At 59.3% G+C, this 19,801-nt stretch carries 16 protein-coding genes; 7 read left to right on the top strand and 9 right to left on the bottom strand.

Features of this window, described 5'->3' with window-relative positions; all coding sequences use genetic code 11:
• Window positions 1–175: 175 nt before the first annotated feature.
• Window positions 176–1,333, top strand: coding sequence for a DUF2333 family protein (locus DOU54_RS12180; protein WP_113381238.1), 1,158 nt, complete (start codon window positions 176–178; stop codon window positions 1,331–1,333).
• Between the two features lie 30 nt (window positions 1,334–1,363).
• On the opposite strand, the gene DOU54_RS12185 is transcribed toward DOU54_RS12180, so the two are convergent.
• Both DOU54_RS12185 and DOU54_RS12190 read right to left on the bottom strand, forming a co-directional pair.
• Window positions 1,364–2,080, bottom strand: coding sequence for a helix-turn-helix transcriptional regulator (locus DOU54_RS12185; RefSeq protein ID WP_004443044.1), 717 nt, complete (start codon window positions 2,078–2,080; stop codon window positions 1,364–1,366).
• A 95-nt stretch (window positions 2,081–2,175) separates the two neighbouring features.
• The gene (locus DOU54_RS12190) at window positions 2,176–2,697 is read right to left on the bottom strand and encodes a TIGR00645 family protein (protein WP_004443046.1); all 522 of its coding nucleotides are present in this window, start codon (window positions 2,695–2,697) and stop codon (window positions 2,176–2,178) included.
• A gap of 353 nt (window positions 2,698–3,050) precedes the next feature.
• Between DOU54_RS12190 and DOU54_RS12195 the strand changes: the two genes are divergently transcribed.
• Complete coding sequence (locus DOU54_RS12195; protein WP_113381239.1) at window positions 3,051–5,291, top strand: TonB-dependent hemoglobin/transferrin/lactoferrin family receptor; 2,241 nt, start codon at window positions 3,051–3,053, stop codon at window positions 5,289–5,291.
• Between the two features lie 56 nt (window positions 5,292–5,347).
• On the opposite strand, the gene DOU54_RS12200 is transcribed toward DOU54_RS12195, so the two are convergent.
• Window positions 5,348–6,286 (bottom strand): extensin-like domain-containing protein, encoded by a 939-nt coding sequence (locus DOU54_RS12200; protein WP_113381240.1) that lies wholly within the window; start codon window positions 6,284–6,286, stop codon window positions 5,348–5,350.
• A 282-nt stretch (window positions 6,287–6,568) separates the two neighbouring features.
• On the opposite strand from DOU54_RS12200, the gene DOU54_RS12205 reads away from it, so the two are divergent.
• Both DOU54_RS12205 and DOU54_RS12210 read left to right on the top strand, forming a co-directional pair.
• Window positions 6,569–8,758 carry an anthranilate synthase gene (locus DOU54_RS12205; protein ID WP_113381241.1) on the top strand — a complete coding sequence of 730 codons (2,190 nt, stop codon included), beginning with the start codon at window positions 6,569–6,571 and terminating at the stop codon, window positions 8,756–8,758.
• Window positions 8,758–9,267, top strand: coding sequence for a GNAT family N-acetyltransferase (locus tag DOU54_RS12210; RefSeq protein WP_113381242.1), 510 nt, complete (start codon window positions 8,758–8,760; stop codon window positions 9,265–9,267). The genes DOU54_RS12205 and DOU54_RS12210 overlap by 1 nt, the downstream gene beginning before the upstream one ends.
• Here DOU54_RS12210 and DOU54_RS12215 read toward each other — a convergent pair.
• Window positions 9,264–10,208 carry an HD-GYP domain-containing protein gene (locus tag DOU54_RS12215; RefSeq protein ID WP_045532087.1) on the bottom strand — a complete coding sequence of 315 codons (945 nt, stop codon included), beginning with the start codon at window positions 10,206–10,208 and terminating at the stop codon, window positions 9,264–9,266. The genes DOU54_RS12210 and DOU54_RS12215 overlap by 4 nt on opposite strands.
• A gap of 276 nt (window positions 10,209–10,484) precedes the next feature.
• Between DOU54_RS12215 and ade the strand changes: the two genes are divergently transcribed.
• Window positions 10,485–12,179, top strand: coding sequence for an adenine deaminase (gene ade / locus DOU54_RS12220; protein ID WP_113381244.1), 1,695 nt, complete (start codon window positions 10,485–10,487; stop codon window positions 12,177–12,179).
• A 67-nt stretch (window positions 12,180–12,246) separates the two neighbouring features.
• Here ade and DOU54_RS12225 read toward each other — a convergent pair whose 3' ends face one another.
• The 3 genes from DOU54_RS12225 to bglA all read right to left on the bottom strand — a co-directional run bounded on the left by DOU54_RS12225 (window position 12,247) and on the right by bglA (window position 15,180).
• Window positions 12,247–12,942, bottom strand: coding sequence for a hypothetical protein (locus DOU54_RS12225; RefSeq protein WP_286079895.1), 696 nt, complete (start codon window positions 12,940–12,942; stop codon window positions 12,247–12,249).
• Between the two features lie 121 nt (window positions 12,943–13,063).
• Window positions 13,064–13,519 carry an aminoglycoside 6'-N-acetyltransferase gene (gene aac(6') / locus DOU54_RS12230; protein ID WP_113381246.1) on the bottom strand — a complete coding sequence of 152 codons (456 nt, stop codon included), beginning with the start codon at window positions 13,517–13,519 and terminating at the stop codon, window positions 13,064–13,066.
• Entirely contained in the window at window positions 13,516–15,180 is a 1,665-nt protein-coding gene (gene bglA, locus DOU54_RS12235; protein ID WP_113381247.1) for a beta-galactosidase BglA, read from the bottom strand. Before bglA ends, aac(6') begins: the two co-directional genes overlap by 4 nt.
• A 155-nt stretch (window positions 15,181–15,335) precedes the next feature.
• On the opposite strand from bglA, the gene DOU54_RS12240 reads away from it, so the two are divergent.
• Both DOU54_RS12240 and DOU54_RS12245 read left to right on the top strand, forming a co-directional pair.
• Window positions 15,336–16,256 (top strand): sugar kinase, encoded by a 921-nt coding sequence (locus DOU54_RS12240; RefSeq protein WP_162749597.1) that lies wholly within the window; start codon window positions 15,336–15,338, stop codon window positions 16,254–16,256.
• Window positions 16,257–16,394: 138 nt separating this feature from the next.
• Window positions 16,395–17,444, top strand: coding sequence for a bifunctional monoglucosyl/glucuronosyl diacylglycerol synthase (locus DOU54_RS12245; protein WP_113731333.1), 1,050 nt, complete (start codon window positions 16,395–16,397; stop codon window positions 17,442–17,444).
• A gap of 170 nt (window positions 17,445–17,614) precedes the next feature.
• On the opposite strand, the gene DOU54_RS12250 is transcribed toward DOU54_RS12245, so the two are convergent.
• Both DOU54_RS12250 and der read right to left on the bottom strand, forming a co-directional pair.
• Window positions 17,615–18,223, bottom strand: coding sequence for a DUF2026 family protein (locus tag DOU54_RS12250; protein WP_113381248.1), 609 nt, complete (start codon window positions 18,221–18,223; stop codon window positions 17,615–17,617).
• 99 nt (window positions 18,224–18,322) lie between these two features.
• A complete protein-coding gene (gene der, locus DOU54_RS12255) occupies window positions 18,323–19,753 on the bottom strand; it encodes a ribosome biogenesis GTPase Der (protein WP_004443070.1) in 1,431 nt (476 codons plus the stop codon).
• Between the last annotated feature and the right edge of the window lie 48 nt (window positions 19,754–19,801).

A 19,801-nucleotide genomic window follows, 5' to 3' on the forward strand; every position in this document is an offset into this window, starting at 1 on the left:
GCCAGCGCGGACCGCAGGTTGAGAAAAGTTTCGCAATCATGTTGTATCCCGGTTGACCGGGACATATCTGCAGGACAGTAAATGACCGGAGTCCGACCAGGCGCCGAAGGGCGCCCCACCGGATGGCGGTTTTATTCCGGCATCCAGCCCCACGGGCAGAGGAGACTATGACGACATGATAGACCGGATCACCGCCACGATTCAGGCAGCCTTCAGTGCCATCGGCAGGGCCGCCGGTCTTCTCGTCGCCTGGCTTTTATGGCCCTTCATGGCCGCCCATGGCTGGTACAGCGGCCGCAACTGGCTCATCAAGGGCCCGATCGCTCTGTTTCTCATCCTGCTTGCCGGCTTCTACGGATATTTCGTCTGGCAAACGCAGGTCTGGAGCAATTTCGATCCGGATTACATTTCCCGTTACAAGCTTGCTGAACGGACCGTGCCGCCCGGACAGGAACTGCCGGCCGCCTCCCCGACGTCGCCCGCTGGCGCAACCGGTGCAGCCGCCAACACATCCGCGCCGGTGTGCCAGCGCTCGGCCATCGTTGACGCTGCCGCCGATCTCACCGATTTCAACGTCAACCAGAATGCATGGATTTCCTCCATGCTGCTCTATCGCCTCGGTCTCTTCGGCATGGACTGGGATAGCACACCGTTTCTCGACAACAAGGCTTCATTCCAGCGCGGCGTGAACCAAGCCGTGCGCCGCACCTCGGTGGAGCTGGTGGATACGCTCGGGCGCGTGCGCGGGACATCGGGCATCAACAACAACCTCCAGGAAGCGCGTGGCAATATGCAGTTCAGCGAATATTCCTGGTATTTCGGTCTCGATCCTTTCGGCCCGAAGACGCCGACCCCCAGCTATTACCGCGCCGCGATCCGCAGCTTCCAGGCCTTCAATGGCGAGCTCGTCGCCTGCAAGGCCGTCTTCGACACCCGCGCCGACAACCTGATCCAGTTCATCGACCGCATTGCCGGCGATATCGGCTCGACATCGGCCATCCTGCGTGAGCGTTCGGAAAACTATAATGGCGGTTGGTTCGATACCCGCGCCGACGACCGTTTCTGGTTCGCCTATGGCCAGCTCTACGGTTATTATGGCGTACTTTCCGCAGCCGGATCCGACTTCGCGCAGGTCATCCGCGAACGCAACCTCACGAACCTGTGGAACGACACGCTCCTGCAGACCCGCGCAGCCTTGCGCATCCAGCCGGCGATCATCTCCAATGGTGACGAGAGCGGCTGGATCATGCCGTCGCACCTGGCAACCATGGGATTTTACGTTTTGCGGGTTCGCTCCAATCTCGTCGAGCTTCGCTCGGTTCTCGACCGATAAGGCGCAGGTTTCCCCGAAGGGCGGGACCGATCAGACGATCAGGCCAAGGCGTATGGTCTTGGCCACCAGCTGGGTGCGGTTCACGCAGTCGAGCTTGCGGATGGCGTTGTTCATATAGGCGTTGACGGTATGTTCCGAGATGGAGAGAAGCTCGGCAATCTCCACAGAGGTCTTCCCCTGCGCCGTCCACCGCACCACGTCGAGTTCCCGCTTCGTCAGCGGTGAAGGCCCTCTGGAGCCGGTGCGGCAAAGCCGGTCATAGACCTCCAGCGCATGTAGCGCGATCATGCCCAGCTCGTTCAGCGCGGCCTGTTGCAGGGTATCGCGATCGCCTGCGAAATTCATCAGATACCGATTGCCGTTCATGCCGTGTACCGGGACCATGAGACCCGAAGTGATGCCCATGCTGCGCACGGAGGATACGGCATCCTGAAGCGTTTCACACGCAATGTCCGGGTCCTGCAACGACCAATATTGCGGCATCATCGATGATGCGCCGCGCCTGATGACGGGACAATCCCCGAGCGCACCGTCGCTGGTCATCGCATTCACGACCCAGATTGGCAGGCTGCTTTCAATGACCGTCGGCAAGCCATAGGCATTTTGGCCGCCGGGCAGGAGCAGCAGGGTCACATAGGCGTAACCGAAAGCGTGCATCACTTCCTGCAGCGCCTCCAGCCATTGGGACTTGTCGGCAGCAGCCGACAGATCATCGCATAGCCTCGCCTGACGCTCCGTCTTCACCATTCACGCCCCTTCTCCGCGCCGGGTCTTGACGCCAGGAGCGAAAAAATGCGTGGCCATGACGGGGTTGCGACCTTCATATCGTCTGGATTACCCTGCTAAAGCACCGGCTTTTCGGCCTTGTCCTTCGGCTTGGCCATCAGTTTCTCCAGGAAACCAAGCATGACCGCCGAGGCGACAAAAGCCAGATGGATGATCGTGAACCACATCAGCTTGCTGTCCGAGTACTGATTGGCATTGAGAAAGATTTGCAGCAGGTGAATGGACGAAATGGCCACGATTGACGACGCGACCTTGATTTTCAGGCTTCCGGCATCAAGCTTGCCCAGAAACGAAACCTCCGCATCGGCATCGTCGAAACGGCTGACAAAGTTCTCGTAACCGGAAATCATCACCATGACGATCAGGCTGGCGACGAGTGCCGCATCGATCAGGCCCAGCATGGCAAGGATCATGTCGGCTTCGTCGTAGGTAAAAACGTTCTTCGCAACTTTCAGAAACTTGAGCGCGAAAGAAAAGGCGTAGACAGCCAGTGCCGCGACCAGGCCGAGATAAAAAACGACCAGCAGCCAGCGGCTGGAGAGAATGATCCGCTCGACGAGCAGTTCAAGAGACTTCATTTCCGTATCCGATTATTAAACTGTTATTTTCGGGTATGCTTTCTTTCGCCATGTAAACTGGCCGCGAAGATCGTAGCAAGCATCAATGTCGGCACTTTGACCGCATCGTGGCGTTTTCGCCCTGACCCATCTTTTTTGGCCACGGACCGCAAACGTAATATTTTTGCAACATAGCGCCCCGCTTTAAAACATGATGCAAAAAGTCATATATAATATGTTGACAGTTATCGTCATGTTTTTTAGTCCTCGCTTATCGGCTCGCCCGTAACCAATCAGAACATATCCAGCCGCGCCTGAGCGCGGCGCGTTTTTGCGCGCCGTAGCTCCTGTGCGCGCATATTCGGGGGTAATCAATGTCCATCTCACGCACGCATTCCGCGCTGCTTCTCTGCACCGCCATGTCTCTTCTGCCCCTGACCGGCCACGCACAGGCACAGGATGCCGCTTCCGGTACCAATGGCACCACCACGCTCGAAAAAATCGTCGTCAAGGGCAAGCGCGTAAAAAGCGCCAATGCCGTCGCCGATACGCCGCTGGCGAGCCAGACGACTGCGGAAGACATCCGCAAGAAGGACATCGGCAGCATCAAGGACCTCGGCAACAGTACGGAACCGGGCGTCGATTACGTCGATGCCAAGCCCGGCCGGCCCGGCGGCCTGTTCATTCGCGGCCTCGGCGGCGCACGCGTCGTCACTTTGATCGACAATATTCCCGTTCCTTACTTCAACAATTTCGCCCGTCAGGGTCAGGCAACCACCACCCTCAGCGACACAAGCTCAAGCTTCGATTTTTCCTCGCTCTCGACGGTCGATGTGGTGCGTGGCGCCGATTCCAGCCGCATCGGCTCCGGTGCCCTTGGCGGCGCTCTGGTACTGCGCACGCTCGAACCGGAGGACCTGATCGGTGAAGGCAGGGACTGGGGCGGTGTCGCCAAGACCACCTATGACAGCGAGGACAGGAGCGTTGGCGGATCGCTCGCCGTCGCCAAGAAGATCGAGAACACCTCGGTCCTGTTCCAGGGCTCCTACAAACGCGGCAATGAAACGGATAACAAGGGTACGGCCGACATCTACGGCACGCGCCGCACCAAGCCCAACCCCGCCGATACCTATGAAAGCAACCTGATGTTCAAGATCCGCCAGGATCTGGAAGGTGGCCACCGCATAGGACTTACTGCCGAACGGTATTCGCTGAGAGACCGCAGCGACATGAAAACCCTTCAGGGTGTCAGCGTATCGGGCTCGACCTATCGCATCGGCGATTACCGCGGTTACGAGGACACTGAGCGCGACCGCGTCTCGCTTGATTATGAATACGAGGCGCCCTCGACTGACGGCATGATCGATGCCGCCAATCTGTCGCTCTACTGGACGCGCCTCTCCAAGGAATCCGGCGCCGGCGACCGGCTGACCAATAATTCCCTCTATATTCGCGAAGACAGCATGCGCAACAGCGCCTTCGGTATCGTCGGCGGCCTGGAATCCGGGTTCGAGCTTGGCGGCGTGCAGCACACCGTCCGTTTCGGCGGCAACGCCATGACCACCGATTTCAGCCAGGAGCTTTTCGCCAATACGGCCGGTTCGACCTCATCGTCGCAATCGGACATGCCTGACGTGAGCGGCAAGAGCCTCGGCCTTTATCTCGATGACGAAATCGCCTTCGGCAACGGCTTCCGACTGACCCCCGGCCTGCGCTTCGATTCCTACGATTACGATCCCGATGGCTCCGTTTCCAGCAACAGCGGCTACCGAACATTCGGCCTGCCGAGCGGCAATAGCGGCTCGCGCTTCTCGCCGAAGCTTCTTGCCACCTATGACGTCACGCCCGAACTGCAGCTTTTCGCACAATGGTCGATGGCCTATCGTGCCCCGACGATCAACGAACTGTATCTGAACTTCTCCAACGTCAGCTCCGGTTACGCTGTTGTCGGCAACTCCGCCCTCAATCCCGAGACCAGCAACGGTTTCGAGATCGGTGCGAACTACGCCTCCGGCGACCTGACGGGAAGCCTGACGCTGTTCCACAACAAGTACAAGAACTTCATCGAACAATATACGACCTCGACAACGCTCTTCCCCGGCTTCGGCGGCAGGGGCAACGGATCGCTCTTTACCTATCGCAACCGCAACAACGTCGAAATCTCCGGTGTGGAGGCCAAGGTCCGCAAGGATCTGGCAAACGGCTTCTTCGCCCACGCTTCGCTCGCCTACGCCTATGGCAAGGACACCGACACCAACGAGTTCATCCGCACGGTGGCACCGTTCAAGTCCGTCCTCGGCGTGGGTTATGCGCAGGATGTCTGGGGCACGGAACTGACGGGCGTTTTCTCCGCCGGCATGCGTGACGACAGGGTGGCCAACACTTTCGACGCCCCCGGTTACGGCGTCTTCAACCTGACCGGTTGGTGGGAACCCGAGCAGACCAAGGGCCTGCGCATCCAGGCCGGCATCTACAACCTGTTCGACAGGAAATACTGGAATGCCGTCGGCGTCCGCGACGTGAACCCGAATTCGGTCAGCACGGTCAATCAGCCGGTCGATTTCTACACGGAAGCAGGCCGCACCTTCAAAATCTCCCTGACCCAGAAGTTCTAAATCCGGGGCGGAAGCATCAACTCCAGCCGGGCGGCCTTTCGGGTCGCCCCTTTTTGTCAGCGGCAATAGAGATAGCCGCCTTTTCGCTCCAGCACGTCGAGATGCAGGTGATCCTGATGGGTAGCATCGCTGCCGGGCGAAAGGACCGTGCGGAAAAACAGGCAGGCGGCAGCGGTAATCGTGCGCTGAAAAGCACCCTCCGGCGTCCCGTCCTCACCGCGCGGCTTCATCACCAGCGGCTCGCCCTTATCGAAGGAAATGGTGGAAATATCCACGGCATTGCCCTTGGCATGTTCGGAAATCTTGCCGTTTTCCGCGCTGTTGCGGTTTCGGCAAATATAGGTCGAAGCGTTGGCGATCGCGGTCACCTTTCTGTCCGGGAAAGCGAGAGCCGTCGCCGGCACCATCATCTCCTTGGTCCAGCGTGAAAGCGCAAGCGCGGTTTCACAGCGCATGGTTCCAGATGGCTCAAGCTTGATGCCAGGCAGAACCACGGAAAGCTCGACAGGCGCGTCGATGCCGCACCCCTGTTCCGTATCGCGGATCGGCTCAAGCTGCTTGAACTCTGCACCGATCCCCTTCAAGGAGGCAAGGCATGCCTGGAGTGCGGCCGGGTCCTCCGGCTTCACCGGCTCCAGTGGCTTCTCATCAGGTTTCGCCGTTTCGACAGTCGGTTTCTTCTGCTCCACGCCATCCTTGTCCTCGCCCTCCTTCTTGGCGTCATCGGAACCCTTGTCTGCGGGTGTCTTTTCACCATCGGATTGCTGGTTTCCGGAAGCATCGGGTTTCGCGACCGGCTTCTCCTCGGGCTGAGGCTTGGGAACGGGTTTGGGTGCTTCCGCCGGCCTTTGCGGCGTCTCGTCGGATGGCTTTTCCGAGGGGGTGGAGGACTGCCCCTCACCCGGTTTCGGCTGCGGCACCGGCACCTGCGCCGGCGGTTCTGAGGCAGAAATCAGTGCGAGGGTGGTTACCAGAAGACACAGGCGATGAAGCATTTGACGGGGCACTCCTGACCGTTTCGGCAGGGGTGCAACGCCGCGGCGGCCCGTAAGGTTCATTCCCTTGCCGAAATCCGCTTGCCAAGGCGGGTCGTGCACGCTAACAATTTTCGCATGAACATCGTGTCTAAGAACATTGCTAACTGGTGGTGGAGCAGCTTTACGCGGCCTTGACCAGTCATGTCTTCAGACAAAGTCCAAGCCGCCCGAATTTTCAGGCGGCTTTTTTGTTATCTTGCCGCCTGTCATCGGGCCTGAACAACGGGAAGTGCGAAAGAAATGGTAACGATCATTCAGGATGACGGAGCGGAAACCTACGAGACGAAAGGCGGCATCAAGGTCAGCCGAAAGCGCCGGCCTGCCGATTATGCCAACGCCATCGACAATTATGTCGAAAAGCTCGATTCCCATCGCGGCGCGGTTTTCTCGTCCAACTATGAATATCCCGGCCGCTATACGCGCTGGGACACGGCCATCATCGACCCGCCGCTCGGAATTTCCTGTTTTGGCCGCAAGATGTGGATTGAGGCCTATAATGGCCGCGGCGAAGTACTGCTTTCCTTCATCACCGAAAAGCTGAAGGCGACGCCCGATCTCACGCTCGGCGCTTCCACCACGCGTCGTCTTGATCTTACCGTCAACGAACCGGACCGCGTCTTCACCGAAGAAGAACGCTCAAAAATCCCGACCGTCTTCACTGCGCTGCGCGCCATAGTCGACCTCTTCTATTCGAACGCGGATTCGGCAATCGGCCTGTTCGGTGCCTTCGGTTACGACCTCGCTTTCCAGTTCGACGCCATCAAGCTGTCGCTGGCACGCCCGGAAGACCAGCGCGACATGGTGTTGTTCCTGCCCGATGAAATCCTGGTCGTTGATCACTATTCCGCCAAGGCCTGGATCGACCGTTACGATTTCGAAAAGGGCGGCGTGACGACGGACGGCAAGTCCTTCGACATAGCACCCGATCCCTTCAAGACAACCGATACGATCCCGCCCAAGGGCGATCACCGTCCCGGCGAATATTCCGAACTTGTCGTGAAGGCCAAGGAAAGCTTCCGCCGCGGCGATCTGTTCGAGGTCGTTCCCGGCCAGAAATTCATGGAACGCTGCGAAAGCAACCCGTCGGCAATTTCGCGCCGCCTGAAGGCGATCAACCCGTCCCCCTACTCCTTCTTCATCAATCTCGGCCATCAGGAATATCTGGTCGGCGCTTCGCCGGAGATGTTCGTGCGCGTCTCCGGCCGCCGCATCGAGACCTGCCCGATCTCAGGCACCATCAAGCGCGGCGACGATCCGATTGCCGACAGCGAGCAGATCCTGAAGCTGCTCAACTCGAAGAAGGATGAGTCCGAACTGACCATGTGTTCGGATGTGGACCGCAACGACAAGAGCCGCGTCTGCGAACCCGGTTCGGTCAAGGTCATTGGCCGCCGCCAGATCGAGATGTATTCGCGCCTCATCCACACGGTGGACCACATTGAAGGCCGCCTTCGGGACGATATGGACGCCTTTGATGGCTTCCTCAGCCACGCCTGGGCCGTGACCGTCACCGGCGCACCGAAGCTCTGGGCCATGCGCTTCATCGAAGGCCATGAAAAGAGCCCGCGCGCCTGGTATGGTGGTGCGATCGGCATGGTCGGTTTCAATGGCGACATGAATACAGGCCTCACTCTGCGTACCATCCGGATCAAGGACGGCATTGCCGAGGTGCGTGCGGGTGCGACCCTGCTTAACGATTCCAATCCGCAGGAAGAAGAAGCCGAAACCGAACTCAAGGCGTCCGCCATGATATCAGCCATTCGCGACGCGAAAGCCACCAACGCCGCTTCCACCAAGCGCGATGCGGCCAAGGTCGGTACTGGCGTGAAGATCCTGCTTGTCGATCACGAAGACAGCTTTGTCCACACGCTGGCGAATTATTTCCGCCAGACCGGTGCGACCGTCTCCACCGTCAGATCGCCGGTCGCAGCCGACGTATTCGATCGCTTCCAGCCCGATCTCGTCGTGCTTTCCCCCGGACCGGGCAACCCGACGGACTTCGACTGCAAGGCGACGATCAAGGCGGCCCGCGCCCGCGAATTGCCGGTCTTCGGCGTCTGCCTCGGCCTTCAGGCTTTGGCGGAAGCCTATGGCGGCGAGCTTCGCCAGCTTGCGGTGCCGATGCATGGCAAACCCTCGCGCATCCGTGTGCTGGAACCGGGCCTCGTCTTCTCCGGTCTCGGCAAGGAAGTGACCGTTGGCCGTTACCACTCGATCTTTGCCGACCCCTCCACCCTGCCGCGTGATTTCATCATCACGGCCGAAAGCGAGGACGGCACGATCATGGGCATCGAACATGCCAAGGAACCCGTGGCTGCCGTTCAGTTCCACCCGGAATCGATCATGACGCTTGGCCAGGACGCCGGCATGCGCATGATCGAGAACGTCGTGGTGCATCTCACCCGCAAGGCGAAGACGAAAGCCGCGTGATGGCTGCCGCCGATACCACCAACATCGAGCCGATACGGGCGGAGCACGTTGAGAGCTTTCACCGTGCGCTCGATGCGGTATCGCGCGAGCGGAAATATCTGAGCTTCCTGGAGGCGCCGCCGCTCGATGCGGTGCGCGCCTTCGTTCTCGACATGATCGAGAACAACCATCCGCAATTTGTAGCGATTGCGGATGGCGAAGTGGCGGGCTGGTGCGACATTCGCCGCCAGGACAGAGTAACCCGCGCCCATTGCGGCACACTCGGCATTGGTATCCTACAGGCCTACCGTGACAAGGGACTTGGCGCGCAGCTGATGCGGCGAGCGCTCGATTCCGCCCGTCAATGCGGGCTGCATCGTGTCGAGCTGAGCGTGCATGCGGACAACGCGAGAGCCATAGCGCTGTACGAAAAAATCGGCTTTGTGCAAGAGGGCCGGGCCCGCGATGCCGTTCTGATCGACGGGCGCTATATCGACAGCCTGAACATGGCGATCATCCTCGGTAACTAACCCCTCGGCAGCGCAGCGGAAATACAAAGCGCGAATTTCTTCAGCAGCTGCAGGTCGAAATGTCCCTCCCGACGCAGCATCCAGGTCAGCGCGTCATTCGCCGTCCATGGCTTCTTGTAGGGTCTGACCGAAGTCACGGCGTCGTAAACGTCGCAGATGGCCGCGATACGTGCGTAAAGGCTGATCTCGCTGCCGGCACGCCCGCTGGGATAACCGCCGCCGTCAATTCGCTCATGATGATTGAAGCAGACATCAAGCACCATCTCAGGCATCTGCTCGTTTCGCGACAATATTTCCCGCCCGAATGCCGGGTGGAGATTGATGATTTTGCGTTCGTCGGTGCTCAACCCATCCGCCTTGTTGAGAATGGACGAGGGGATTTCCACCTTGCCAATATCATGCAGCAGGCCACTGACGCCGAGCAGATCGACCGTTCCGCGGTCGAGCCCGAGATAATTACCGAAAAGGATCATCAGCCCGCTGACGGAAACCGAGTGCACGAAAGTCGTTTCATCTTTCGATTTCAGGCGGGTGACCCCGATGAAGATCGCCGGGTTCGACTGCACGGCATCGGAAATCTTGCCCGCCGCCGCCGCCATGCCCTTCAGCGACACAAGGCCGCCGGCTTCTGCGGAAGCAAAGGTCTCGGAAATAGTGCCTGCCGCTAATCGGACCGCATGGGTTACGGCGGCAATGGTTTCCGGGCAATTGTCCGGCGCCAGCGAAACCGCAGCCGAACGCCTGCCGCCTTCGGTATCGTATCCCCTGGCCGTGTTGATGATGATGCTTTCGGCGCCGCTTGATTTCAGTTGCCGCATCAATTCCTCCTGCCGCAAAAGAAAGCGGTGCCGCTTTAAAAATCCCTGATTCGAAAGCGTTCCTTCGACCGCTTCGATAAACATGCCAAGTGTCAGTTGCTGGGTGGAAATTCGTTTGAGCATCAGACGCTTTTATTTTCCTTCCCGGGAATATAACCTAAAACCGCAATTCGTAAAAATGCCGGTGCACAACCGGTTGAACTATAAAGGTGAAGTCAAGCCTTCCCAATCCCGCCTAAACTTGAACCTCGAAGATTAGATACCACAAATATGAAAATTTTTTACTCTCGATATATTTAAAACTCAAAGAATCAATTCGAATTGATCCAGAAACAACCCTCGAATGTAAATAATGAAGATTCTCGCATACGACGTAAATCAGGAGCCGAAGAAAGCCGCATGAATTCCAGACTTGAAAAGCGCATCGACCAGGGTACGGGCCGTGAACCGGCAGACATGGTTCTCAAGAACGGCCGCTTCTTCGATCTCGTCACCGGAGAACTCGTTGCCTCGGATATCGCCAGTTGTGGCGATACGATCGTGGGAACCGGTGAAAGCTATGAGGGTTACCGGGAAATAGATATTTCCGGCAAAATCGTCGTCCCCGGTTTCATCGATACGCATCTCCATATCGAATCGTCGCTGGTGACACCGCATGAGTTCGATCGCTGCGTTTTGCCGTATGGCGTCACCACCGCCATTTGCGACCCGCATGAAATTGCCAATGTGCTCGGGGTGGAGGGGCTTCAGTTCTTCCTCGACAGCGCCATGGAAACCATCATGGACATCCGCGTGCAGCTTTCCTCCTGCGTGCCCGCCACTCACCTGGAAACCGCTGGCGCCGACCTGCCGATTGAAAAGCTGCTGCCGTTCCGGAACCACCCGAAGGTCATCGGCCTTGCTGAATTCATGAATTTCCCCGGTGTCATCCACAAGGACCCGGTGTGCATGGCGAAGCTGGAGGCTTTTCAGGGTCAGCATATCGACGGGCACGCACCGCTTCTTTCCGGAACAGCGCTGAACGGTTATCTCGCTGCCGGCATCCGCACCGAGCATGAATGCACGAGTGCAACGGAAGCGCTGGAGAAAATCCGCAAGGGCATGCACATTCTGGTGCGCGAAGGCTCGGTCTCGAAAGACCTGCATGCCCTGATGCCCATCATAACCGAGCGGCTGTCGCCCTATCTGGCGCTCTGCACCGATGACCGCAACCCGCTCGACATCGCCGAACAGGGCCATCTCGACTACATGATCCGCACCGCGATCGCCAGCGGCGTGGAACCGCTCGCCATCTATCGCGCCGCCTCTATTTCCGCCGCCAAAGCCTTTGGCCTGCGCGATCGCGGCCTGGTCGCGCCGGGCTGGCGCGCCGATCTTGTGGTGATCGACAGTCTGCAAAGCTGCAAAGCCAGCATGGTTCTTTCCGGCGGCCGGATCGTCAACGATGCGCTCTTTGCCACGCGCAAACCGGTCGCACCGGTCGGTCTCGACAGCGTTAAGGCGAGACCCGTGCTCGCCTCGCATTTTGGCGTGCCGGTCACGGAAGGCGAAAGCCCTGTCATGGGCGTGCTTCCAGGCAAGATCATTACCGAGCACCGTCGCTACAGACTGCCGACGGACGGCAACCAAACCACCGTCGATCTCGAAAACGATATCATCAAGGTCGCCGTCATCGAACGCCACGGCAAGAACGGCAACCATGCCAATGGTTTCGTTCAAGGTTTCGGCCTGAAAAAGGGCGCCATCGCCTCCACCGTCGGTCATGACAGCCATAATATCTGCGTTGTCGGGGTGAGCGAAGACGACATGGCGCTGGCCGCTAACCGGCTGGGCGAAATCAAGGGCGGTTTTGTCGTGGTGGAAGACGGCAGGGTGACAGGCGAAATCGCTTTGCCCGTCGCCGGGCTGATGAGCCTTGAACCCTACGAGACCGTTCGCGATACGCTGCACACCCTGAGAAAAGCAGCCTATGCGCTGGGCACCACGCTGGAAGAACCCTTCCTTCAGGTCGCCTTCCTGCCCCTGCCCGTCATCCCCCATCTCAAGATTTCCGACATGGGCATGGTGGATGTGGACCGGTTTGCGCTGATCTGATGGTGGCTTGGCGACTAGCGGCAGCGAAGAACGCTTCGCCTCCGTTTTTGAGGCCGCTGGCGCGGCCTCATGCCTTCGTCTCCGCAGGCCAGGTGACATAATAATATTTGCCCGCGACCCTGCCGAAATAGGCATTTTTCCCCGTCGCCTTTTCGACATAACTCCCGTTTCCGTCCTTGGAAAGCGCACCGTCTTCGCTGCGCTTCAGTTGAGTATTGAGGAAGTCGACCCAGTTGGTCTTGGCGGTATCGGTAGCTGTGGTCGGCGTTGCTTTTTTCTGGTTGGGATCCCACGCATTGATCGTTTTACCCTGAGTGGGATTGGTAACCTGCAGGGCCCCGCGCTCGAGAGCGCCTACCATTGCCCGGGCGCGCAGATATTGCGCCGGATCGTCGCCAGCCAACGAGAGCTTCGCTTTCAGATTCCGCATGAAAGCGGGCGACGCGATATAGTCGGCCGAAGAGGTTTTTGCCGCTGGCGTCGATGAGGATGTGCGGGCCGCCGATTTCCCGGAAGGAAATACATCGCGGATGGACGGAAGGGCAGCCTTCGCTTTGCCGCCTGAGGATGTAGTATTACCGCTGTTGGGTCGATTGAAATTCTTGATTGAAACGGACATGACAATTCCTGCTTCACTAACGAGTGGTGATGGAAATATGCAGGACTCGATATTTGACGCCGAAAGCTTGCCCAGGACTTGCAGTACAGCCGAAATAAATGCGAAACCATTATTTATGCGGAGGAAAAACGATAATATAAACATTCTAAATTATGAATATACTTAAATAACTTCGTTACGTCATTAAGACAAAGCCATGACGTTACATGCGGCGGTGGCAACCCGCCCCGCAGCCAGAGACTCTTCGCGGATCAGCACAGGCAGCTTATCGCTTCGGGATCAGCGACCTGCGAAAATAAACGACGCGCTCCGTTTCCTCAAATCCCAGGGCCGCATGCATGCGATGGGAGCTAAGATTGGCGATATCGGCATCGGAGGCAAGTTCGCTGACGCCTTGGTCGATGGCCCATCGGGTCACCTGCTTCACCAGAAGGGCGGCGACGCCCTGCCTGCGAGACGCCTCCTCCACGTAGATTCCCTCAAGAAACGCCACGGGTGACGTATCGCAGCCGTTGACGTAATCCCGCCGCAGGCTGACCTCGGCAAAACCAATGGCCGATCCGTCAAGATCGTGAACGATAAATCCAGCCCCGGTTTCGCAAACGTCCTGCAACTCAGCCCGATGGTCTTCAGGCGCCGTATCGGGCCAGAGACGGTGTCGCAGAAGGCACCAGTCATCCGGATAGTCGCCAGCATTTCGGACGTCGAAAGTCCCGCTCATTCAATGCTCCCGCAAAACACGTCCAGCCCCTCAAGCTTGACGATGCCGCCATCAAATAGCGGCTCGAAACCCGGCATCGGCAGGATTGTCGTCACGTTCATGCCCTTGGGGATGGGAAACTCCACCGGCTTGCGCGTCAGGTTGAAAACGAAAAGCAGCGTATGCTCGCCCTTGTGACGCGTGAAGGCCAGCACGTCGAGATTGGTTTTCAGGAACGTCATGTCCCCGTCACGCAGCGCGCCATGGCTTTTCCGGAACGACAGAACCGCCCGGTAATGGTTCAGTATCGAGTCCGGCCTTCGTTCCTGCGCATCCGCGGCGTGCATGGCATGCGCATAGGGCACCGGCAGCCACGGTTTGTCAGCGGTCGAAAAGCCGGAATTCTGCTTGCCTGTTTCCCACACCATCGGGGTGCGGCATCCATCGCGCCCCTTGAAGGCTGGCCAGAAGCGGATGCCATAGGGGTCACGCAAATCAGCGAAAGCCAGCTCAGCCTCCGTCAAGCCAAGTTCCTCGCCCTGATAGAGGCAAATGGACCCGCGCAGGCTGGCGAGAACGCAGATGGCAAGCTTGGCAACCCGCGTCTGTTCTTCGGCGCCTTCCGAAAACCGGCTGAGATGGCGCACCACGTCATGGTTGGAAAAGGCCCAGCAGACCCACCCGTCCGTCACCACCTTGCCGAAAGTCTCGACCGACCCGCGGATGTGTTTGGCGGTGAAATCCGGCCCCAGAAGGTCGAAGGTGTAGCACATGTTGAGCTTGTCGTTGCCGGACGTGTAAGCAGCAACGGTCTTCAACGACCGCGCGCCGTCACCCACTTCACCCACGGTGGCGCGGCCCTCATACTCATCGAGTAGTGCGCGGAAGCGCTTCAGGAAACCGATATTTTCCGGCCGGGTCTTGTCATAGAGATGGTCCTGCATGCCGTAGGGATTGACGTCGGAAGCGTCGAGCCCGAAGCTTTCCTCGTCGAACAGCGGCGGGTTGTCACGCAGGAGCTTGTCGTGGAAATAGTGATTGACGGTATCGAGCCGGAAACCGTCCACGCCGCGATCCAGCCAGAAGCGTACCGTTTCCAGCAGCGCATCCTGAACCTCGGGATTGTGGAAGTTCAGGTCCGGTTGTGACGTCAGGAAGCTGTGCATGTAATATTGCTTGCGCACGCCATCCCACTCCCAGGCCGGCCCGCCAAAAACTGAAAGCCAGTTTGTCGGTGCCGTGCCGTCCGGTTTGGGATTGGCCCAGACATACCAGTCGGCCTTGCTGTTCGTCCGGCTCGCCCGGCTGTCCACGAACCAGGGATGCTGGTCCGACGTGTGCGAGATGACCTGGTCGATGATGACCTTCAAGCCGAGACGATGCGCCTCGGCCATCAGCGCATCGAAATCAGTGAGCGTGCCGAACAGCGGATCGACATTGCAATAATCCGAGACGTCATAGCCCATATCCGCCATGGGCGAGGTGAAGAAGGGCGAAAGCCAGATTGCGTCGACACCGAGCGAGGCGATGTATGGCAAGCGCTTGGTCACGCCGGCGAGATCACCATAGCCGTCGCCCGTCGTGTCCTGAAACGAACGCGGATAGACCTGATAGATCACCGCTCCCTTCCACCAGTCCGATTGCGCTTGGGGTTTGTGGACCGGGGCATGGGATAACGTCATCGGCAATCTCCTGATCGTGTCTGACGGAGAGAATATAAAGCAGCCGCCTCCGCGTAAACCTTAACTTCGCACCTGCACAAACGGCCAAAACCACCTTGTCAGCAGCGCGCACTCGTCGTAAGCCGCATGGCTGGAAAAAACGGGAGGATGACGGCGTGGGCGGACGATTTCTGTCGATTGGCGAATGCATGGTGGAACTGTCGCAGGCCGGCAACGGGCTGCTGCGTAAGGGTTTTGCCGGCGACACCTTCAATACCGCCTGGTATGCGCGCGCCTGCCTGCCGGAGGACTGGTCCGTCGATTATTTCACCGCACTCGGCGACGATCCGCTTTCGGAAGACATGCTGGCATTCATTGCGGAAGCCGGCATCGGCACGGAAAAAATCCGCCGCATCAAGGGCGGCACGCCCGGCCTTTACCTGATCAACCTGAAAGACGGCGAACGCACCTTCAGCTACTGGCGCAATGCCGCGGCGGCAAGACAGCTCGCTGCGGACGCGGACCACCTGCGCAAAACGGTCGAAAACGCCGACGTGGTCTATTTCTCCGGCATTACGCTCGCCATCCTCGCCTCCGCCCATGATGTCGATACATTCCTTGCGGAACTGCGCCGCGCCAAGGCGGCGGGCAAGCCCGTGGTCTTCGATCCCAACATCCGCCCGCGCCTCTGGGCGGACAAGGACATCATGCTGGAGACGATCTCCAATGGCGCCCGCGCCGCGACGCTTGTCATGCCGAGCTTCGACGACGAGGCGAGCCATTTCGGCGATACCTCCGTGGAAGCGACCATTGCCCGTTACCGTTCGCTCGGTGTTGAAAACATCGTTGTGAAGGACGGCGCCAAGGGCGCAACACTCGATTTTGGCAGCAGCCGCAGCCACGCCCCGGCGATGAAGGCCGTTGAGGTGGTTGACACGACGAGCGCCGGCGACAGTTTCAACGGCGCCTTCCTCGCCCGTTATGTGACCGGAAGCTCTCCGGAAGAAGCGGCCACTTTCGCCGCAAGGGCGGCGGCAACCGTCATCGGCCACCACGGCGCGCTGATCAGCCCCGAATTGCTCCCTCTCGTCGGATAGCCGCCACGCCCGGCCAGCAAACAAGGTTTTGCAGCCGTCACAGACCCTGACATGATCCTGTAACACGCGCGCCGCATATACGGGCGGAAGCCGGGCAATGGGGATTCGCCCGTGCGCAGATGAGCAGGATCGGTGTTCATGACGAGAATCACGATTGTCACAGATGCCTGGCACCCGCAGGTCAACGGCGTGGTTCGCTCGATCGAAAACACCAATACCGAACTCGCGCGGCTCGGCGTCGATGTGCGCATGGTGACGCCGCAGAGTTTTTACAGCATCCCCTGCCCCACCTATCCGGAAATCCGCCTTTCGGTCGCCGGTTATCGCCGCGTGGCGGCAGAGATCGAAAAAAGCCAGCCCTCCTTCGTGCATATTGCCACAGAAGGCCCGCTGGGCTTCATGGCGCGGCGCTGGTGCGTAAAGAACCGCATGCGTTTTTCCACCAGCTATCACACCCGTTTTCCCGAATATGTGGCGGCGCGTTTTCCCGTGCCGGAAAGCTGGCTTTATGCTTTCGTGCGCTGGTTCCACAATGGCGGCAACACCTGCATGGTGGCGACGCCAAGCCTTGAGACAGAACTGGAGGCGCGCGGCGTGCGCAACCTCAAGCGCTGGAGCCGCGGCATCGACGCCGAGCTTTTCCATCCCCGCCCGAAGGCAAAGCTGCCCTTCGAGCTGCCGAGACCGATTTTCATGACCGTGGGACGTGTAGCGGTGGAGAAGAACCTGCCGGAATTCCTCGATCTCGACCTGCCGGGATCTAAGGTCGTCATCGGCGACGGCCCCGCCCGCCATGAATTGCAGGAAAAATACCCTGACGTCCGTTTCACCGGCGTCAAGACCGGCGAGGATCTTGCCGACGCCTATGCGCAGGCCGATGTCTTCGTTTTCCCGTCCAAGACAGACACCTTCGGCAACACCATTCTGGAAGCTCTGGCTAGCGGCGTGCCCGTGGCCGCCTTCCCTGTTACCGGACCAATCGACATCCTTGGCGGCAACCCGGCGGCCGGAGCGCTGGACGACAATCTTCGCGATGCCTGTCTTGCCGCGCTTCATTGTTCGCCCCAGGCGGCGCTGACGCTCTCCAGGAGCTACAGCTGGGAAAAGGCATCCAGGCAATTCCTCGACAATGTCATTCATGCCGCTGGCAAATCGCTGCCGCTGCTCTCCCGCTCCCAACTTGCATGAGTCGATCCCCGAGATTTTCTTCAGGGATAGTGGACGAAACCGATCGGGAATGTCACAAGGCGATCAGGACGCGACTGCCGTTATCTTTAGAACGGGGTCGGGCTGCTGATTGACGTCAGGCGGCTGCCGCGAGATTACGCTGGCCGTCCTTTAGTCCGATAAACCGGTGCCTACCAGGCACCGACCAGAGATTCGCCCGTCAGCGGCACGGCCCGTTCCTTTCCGTCTCGGTCCTTGACCGAAAGAGATGCGGCAATCTGCTTGGGTGACTTGCGGAACCAGTTGGCGGCGACGCTTGCCATATCTCCGATCGCCGCCTGTTTGTGCCATTCGGCAAAGCGCCTGGCTGTTGCTTCAGGCTCCGAACGATAGAAGAAATCGCCGGATTGGCCGAGATCGTTGATGGATGCCGCCATGGCGGAGAGTGGCCGCTGGAACATTTTCGCCGGCACCGACAGCCCCCGGGCGCTATCGGCAAAAGCCGGCGCCATGAAATCGATCGCCCAGCCATCGGCCTCGATCCAGCAGTGGAAATTCTCGCCCGCACCTGTCACGTAACCATCGTCGCGATGATCCGCGAACAGGAGCACCTTTCCGCCAAGATTATAGGCCGCAAGCCCGCCCTTCGGCACCGCTTTCACCTTGTAGTGCTGCTGCAGGATGAAGGCGCCGAAAGTGCTGAAATACATCGAGGCCGAAGCGGGATCGGCGTTCTGGGCGAGGAGCAGGCTGTTGATGACGCGGTAGATCCGCTGATAGTCGGTCTGCTTGATCAGCATGATTTTTACTCTTCAAAACAAGGCGTTGGATGAGCGTCCGCCGCTTGTTTCTTCTCCCCGGCAGGGAGAAGAAAATTGCCGCGACGTCTCACGCCAGAATCAACGTCTCTTCTTCGCCTTGCTCTCGAACGGATTGTCCGACCCGCGATAATGCACGCGGATCGGCACGCCCGGCATGTCGAAATCCTTGCGCAGGCCATTGACGAGATAACGCGTATAGCTCTCCGGAATGGCTTCCGGCCGCGTGCAGGAAATCATGAAGGCGGGCGGGCGGGCCTTGACCTGCGTCATATATTTCAGCTTCAGGCGGCGGCCGGAGACGGCCGGCGGCGGGTGCTGCGTGGTCTGCGCGTCGAGCCAGCGGTTAAGCCTTGCGGTGGAGATGCGGCGGTTCCAGACCTTGTCGGTATCGATGATATTCTGCATCAGCCGGTCGAGGCCATACCCCGTCTGTCCGGAAATCGGCACGGCGCGAATGCCGCGCGCCTGCGGCAGCAGACGCTCGGTCTTTTCCCGCAGATCGGCGAGATAGGCCTGCGGGTCTTCCACCAGATCCCATTTGTTGAAGGCGAGCACGGCGGCGCGGCCTTCGCGAATGACGAGATCGACCAGCTGCAAATCCTGCTTTTCAAACGGAATGGTGCTGTCGAACACGATGACGACGGTTTCGGCGAAGCGGATGGAGCGCAGCGAATCCGCAACAGAGAGCTTTTCCAGCTTCTCCGTCACCTTGGCCTTGCGGCGCATGCCAGCCGTATCGAACATCTTGATAGTGCGGCCGCGCCAGTCCCATTCGACGGAAATACTGTCGCGGGTGATACCGGCTTCGGGGCCGGTCAAAAGGCGATCTTCGCCGAGGAAACGGTTGATCAGCGTCGACTTGCCCGCATTCGGCCGGCCGATGATCGCGACGCGCAGCGGCTTGGTCTCGTCATAGACGGGCTCTTCGTCTTCCTCGTCCTCGCTGCCGGGCTCGCTGCGTGGCAGAACGATATCCGTTTCCGCCTCGTCCACCTCCGGAGGGAAGGCGACGTCTTCGCCGATCGCCTCGACAATGGCGTCGCGCAGGTCGATCATTCCCTGGCCGTGTTCGGCCGAGATCGGGCAAGGATCGCCAAGACCGAGCGTAAAGGCATCGTAGAAACCGGCGTCGGAACCGCGCGCTTCGGATTTATTGGCCACCAGCACCACCGGCTTGCCGCGACGTCGCAGCATTTCCGCCAGCGTCTCGTCGGCCGGCGTCAGGCCTGCCTTTGCATCCACGACGAAGAGTGTCACGTCGGCATCGTCGATCGCCGCTTCCGTCTGGGCCCACATGCGGCCCTGAAGCGTTTCCGGCCCGGATTGCTCCAGACCGGCGGTATCGATGATGGTGAAACGCAGGTCGACGAGCTTTGCCTCGCCAGGCCGGCGGTCGCGGGTCACGCCGGGCGTATCATCCACCAGCGCCAGCTTCTTTCCGACGAGACGGTTGAAAAGCGTGGACTTGCCGACATTGGGGCGCCCGACTATGGCGACGGTGAAGCTCATTGATCCTGGTTCCTTAAAGCACGTCTGCCCAAAACGTTACCTGTTTTG

The organism is Agrobacterium sp. MS2 (genome assembly GCF_003261015.1).
Classification (GTDB): Bacteria; Pseudomonadota; Alphaproteobacteria; order Rhizobiales; family Rhizobiaceae; genus Agrobacterium; species Agrobacterium pusense.

What these genes read in the sequence shown, in the direction of transcription:
- DOU54_RS12180 (WP_113381238.1), top strand. Translation starts at nt 176, where the DNA reads ATGATAGACCGGATCACCGCCACGATTCAGGCAGCCTTCAGTGCCATC.
- DOU54_RS12185 (WP_004443044.1), bottom strand. Translation starts at nt 2,080, where the DNA reads ATGGTGAAGACGGAGCGTCAGGCGAGGCTATGCGATGATCTGTCGGCT.
- DOU54_RS12190 (WP_004443046.1), bottom strand. Translation starts at nt 2,697, where the DNA reads ATGAAGTCTCTTGAACTGCTCGTCGAGCGGATCATTCTCTCCAGCCGC.
- DOU54_RS12195 (WP_113381239.1), top strand. Translation starts at nt 3,051, where the DNA reads ATGTCCATCTCACGCACGCATTCCGCGCTGCTTCTCTGCACCGCCATG.
- DOU54_RS12200 (WP_113381240.1), bottom strand. Translation starts at nt 6,286, where the DNA reads ATGCTTCATCGCCTGTGTCTTCTGGTAACCACCCTCGCACTGATTTCT.
- DOU54_RS12205 (WP_113381241.1), top strand. Translation starts at nt 6,569, where the DNA reads ATGGTAACGATCATTCAGGATGACGGAGCGGAAACCTACGAGACGAAA.
- DOU54_RS12210 (WP_113381242.1), top strand. Translation starts at nt 8,758, where the DNA reads ATGGCTGCCGCCGATACCACCAACATCGAGCCGATACGGGCGGAGCAC.
- DOU54_RS12215 (WP_045532087.1), bottom strand. Translation starts at nt 10,208, where the DNA reads ATGCTCAAACGAATTTCCACCCAGCAACTGACACTTGGCATGTTTATC.
- ade (WP_113381244.1), top strand. Translation starts at nt 10,485, where the DNA reads ATGAATTCCAGACTTGAAAAGCGCATCGACCAGGGTACGGGCCGTGAA.
- DOU54_RS12225 (WP_286079895.1), bottom strand. Translation starts at nt 12,942, where the DNA reads ATGTTTATATTATCGTTTTTCCTCCGCATAAATAATGGTTTCGCATTT.
- bglA (WP_113381247.1), bottom strand. Translation starts at nt 15,180, where the DNA reads ATGACGTTATCCCATGCCCCGGTCCACAAACCCCAAGCGCAATCGGAC.
- DOU54_RS12245 (WP_113731333.1), top strand. Translation starts at nt 16,395, where the DNA reads ATGACGAGAATCACGATTGTCACAGATGCCTGGCACCCGCAGGTCAAC.
- DOU54_RS12250 (WP_113381248.1), bottom strand. Translation starts at nt 18,223, where the DNA reads ATGCTGATCAAGCAGACCGACTATCAGCGGATCTACCGCGTCATCAAC.
- der (WP_004443070.1), bottom strand. Translation starts at nt 19,753, where the DNA reads ATGAGCTTCACCGTCGCCATAGTCGGGCGCCCCAATGTCGGCAAGTCC.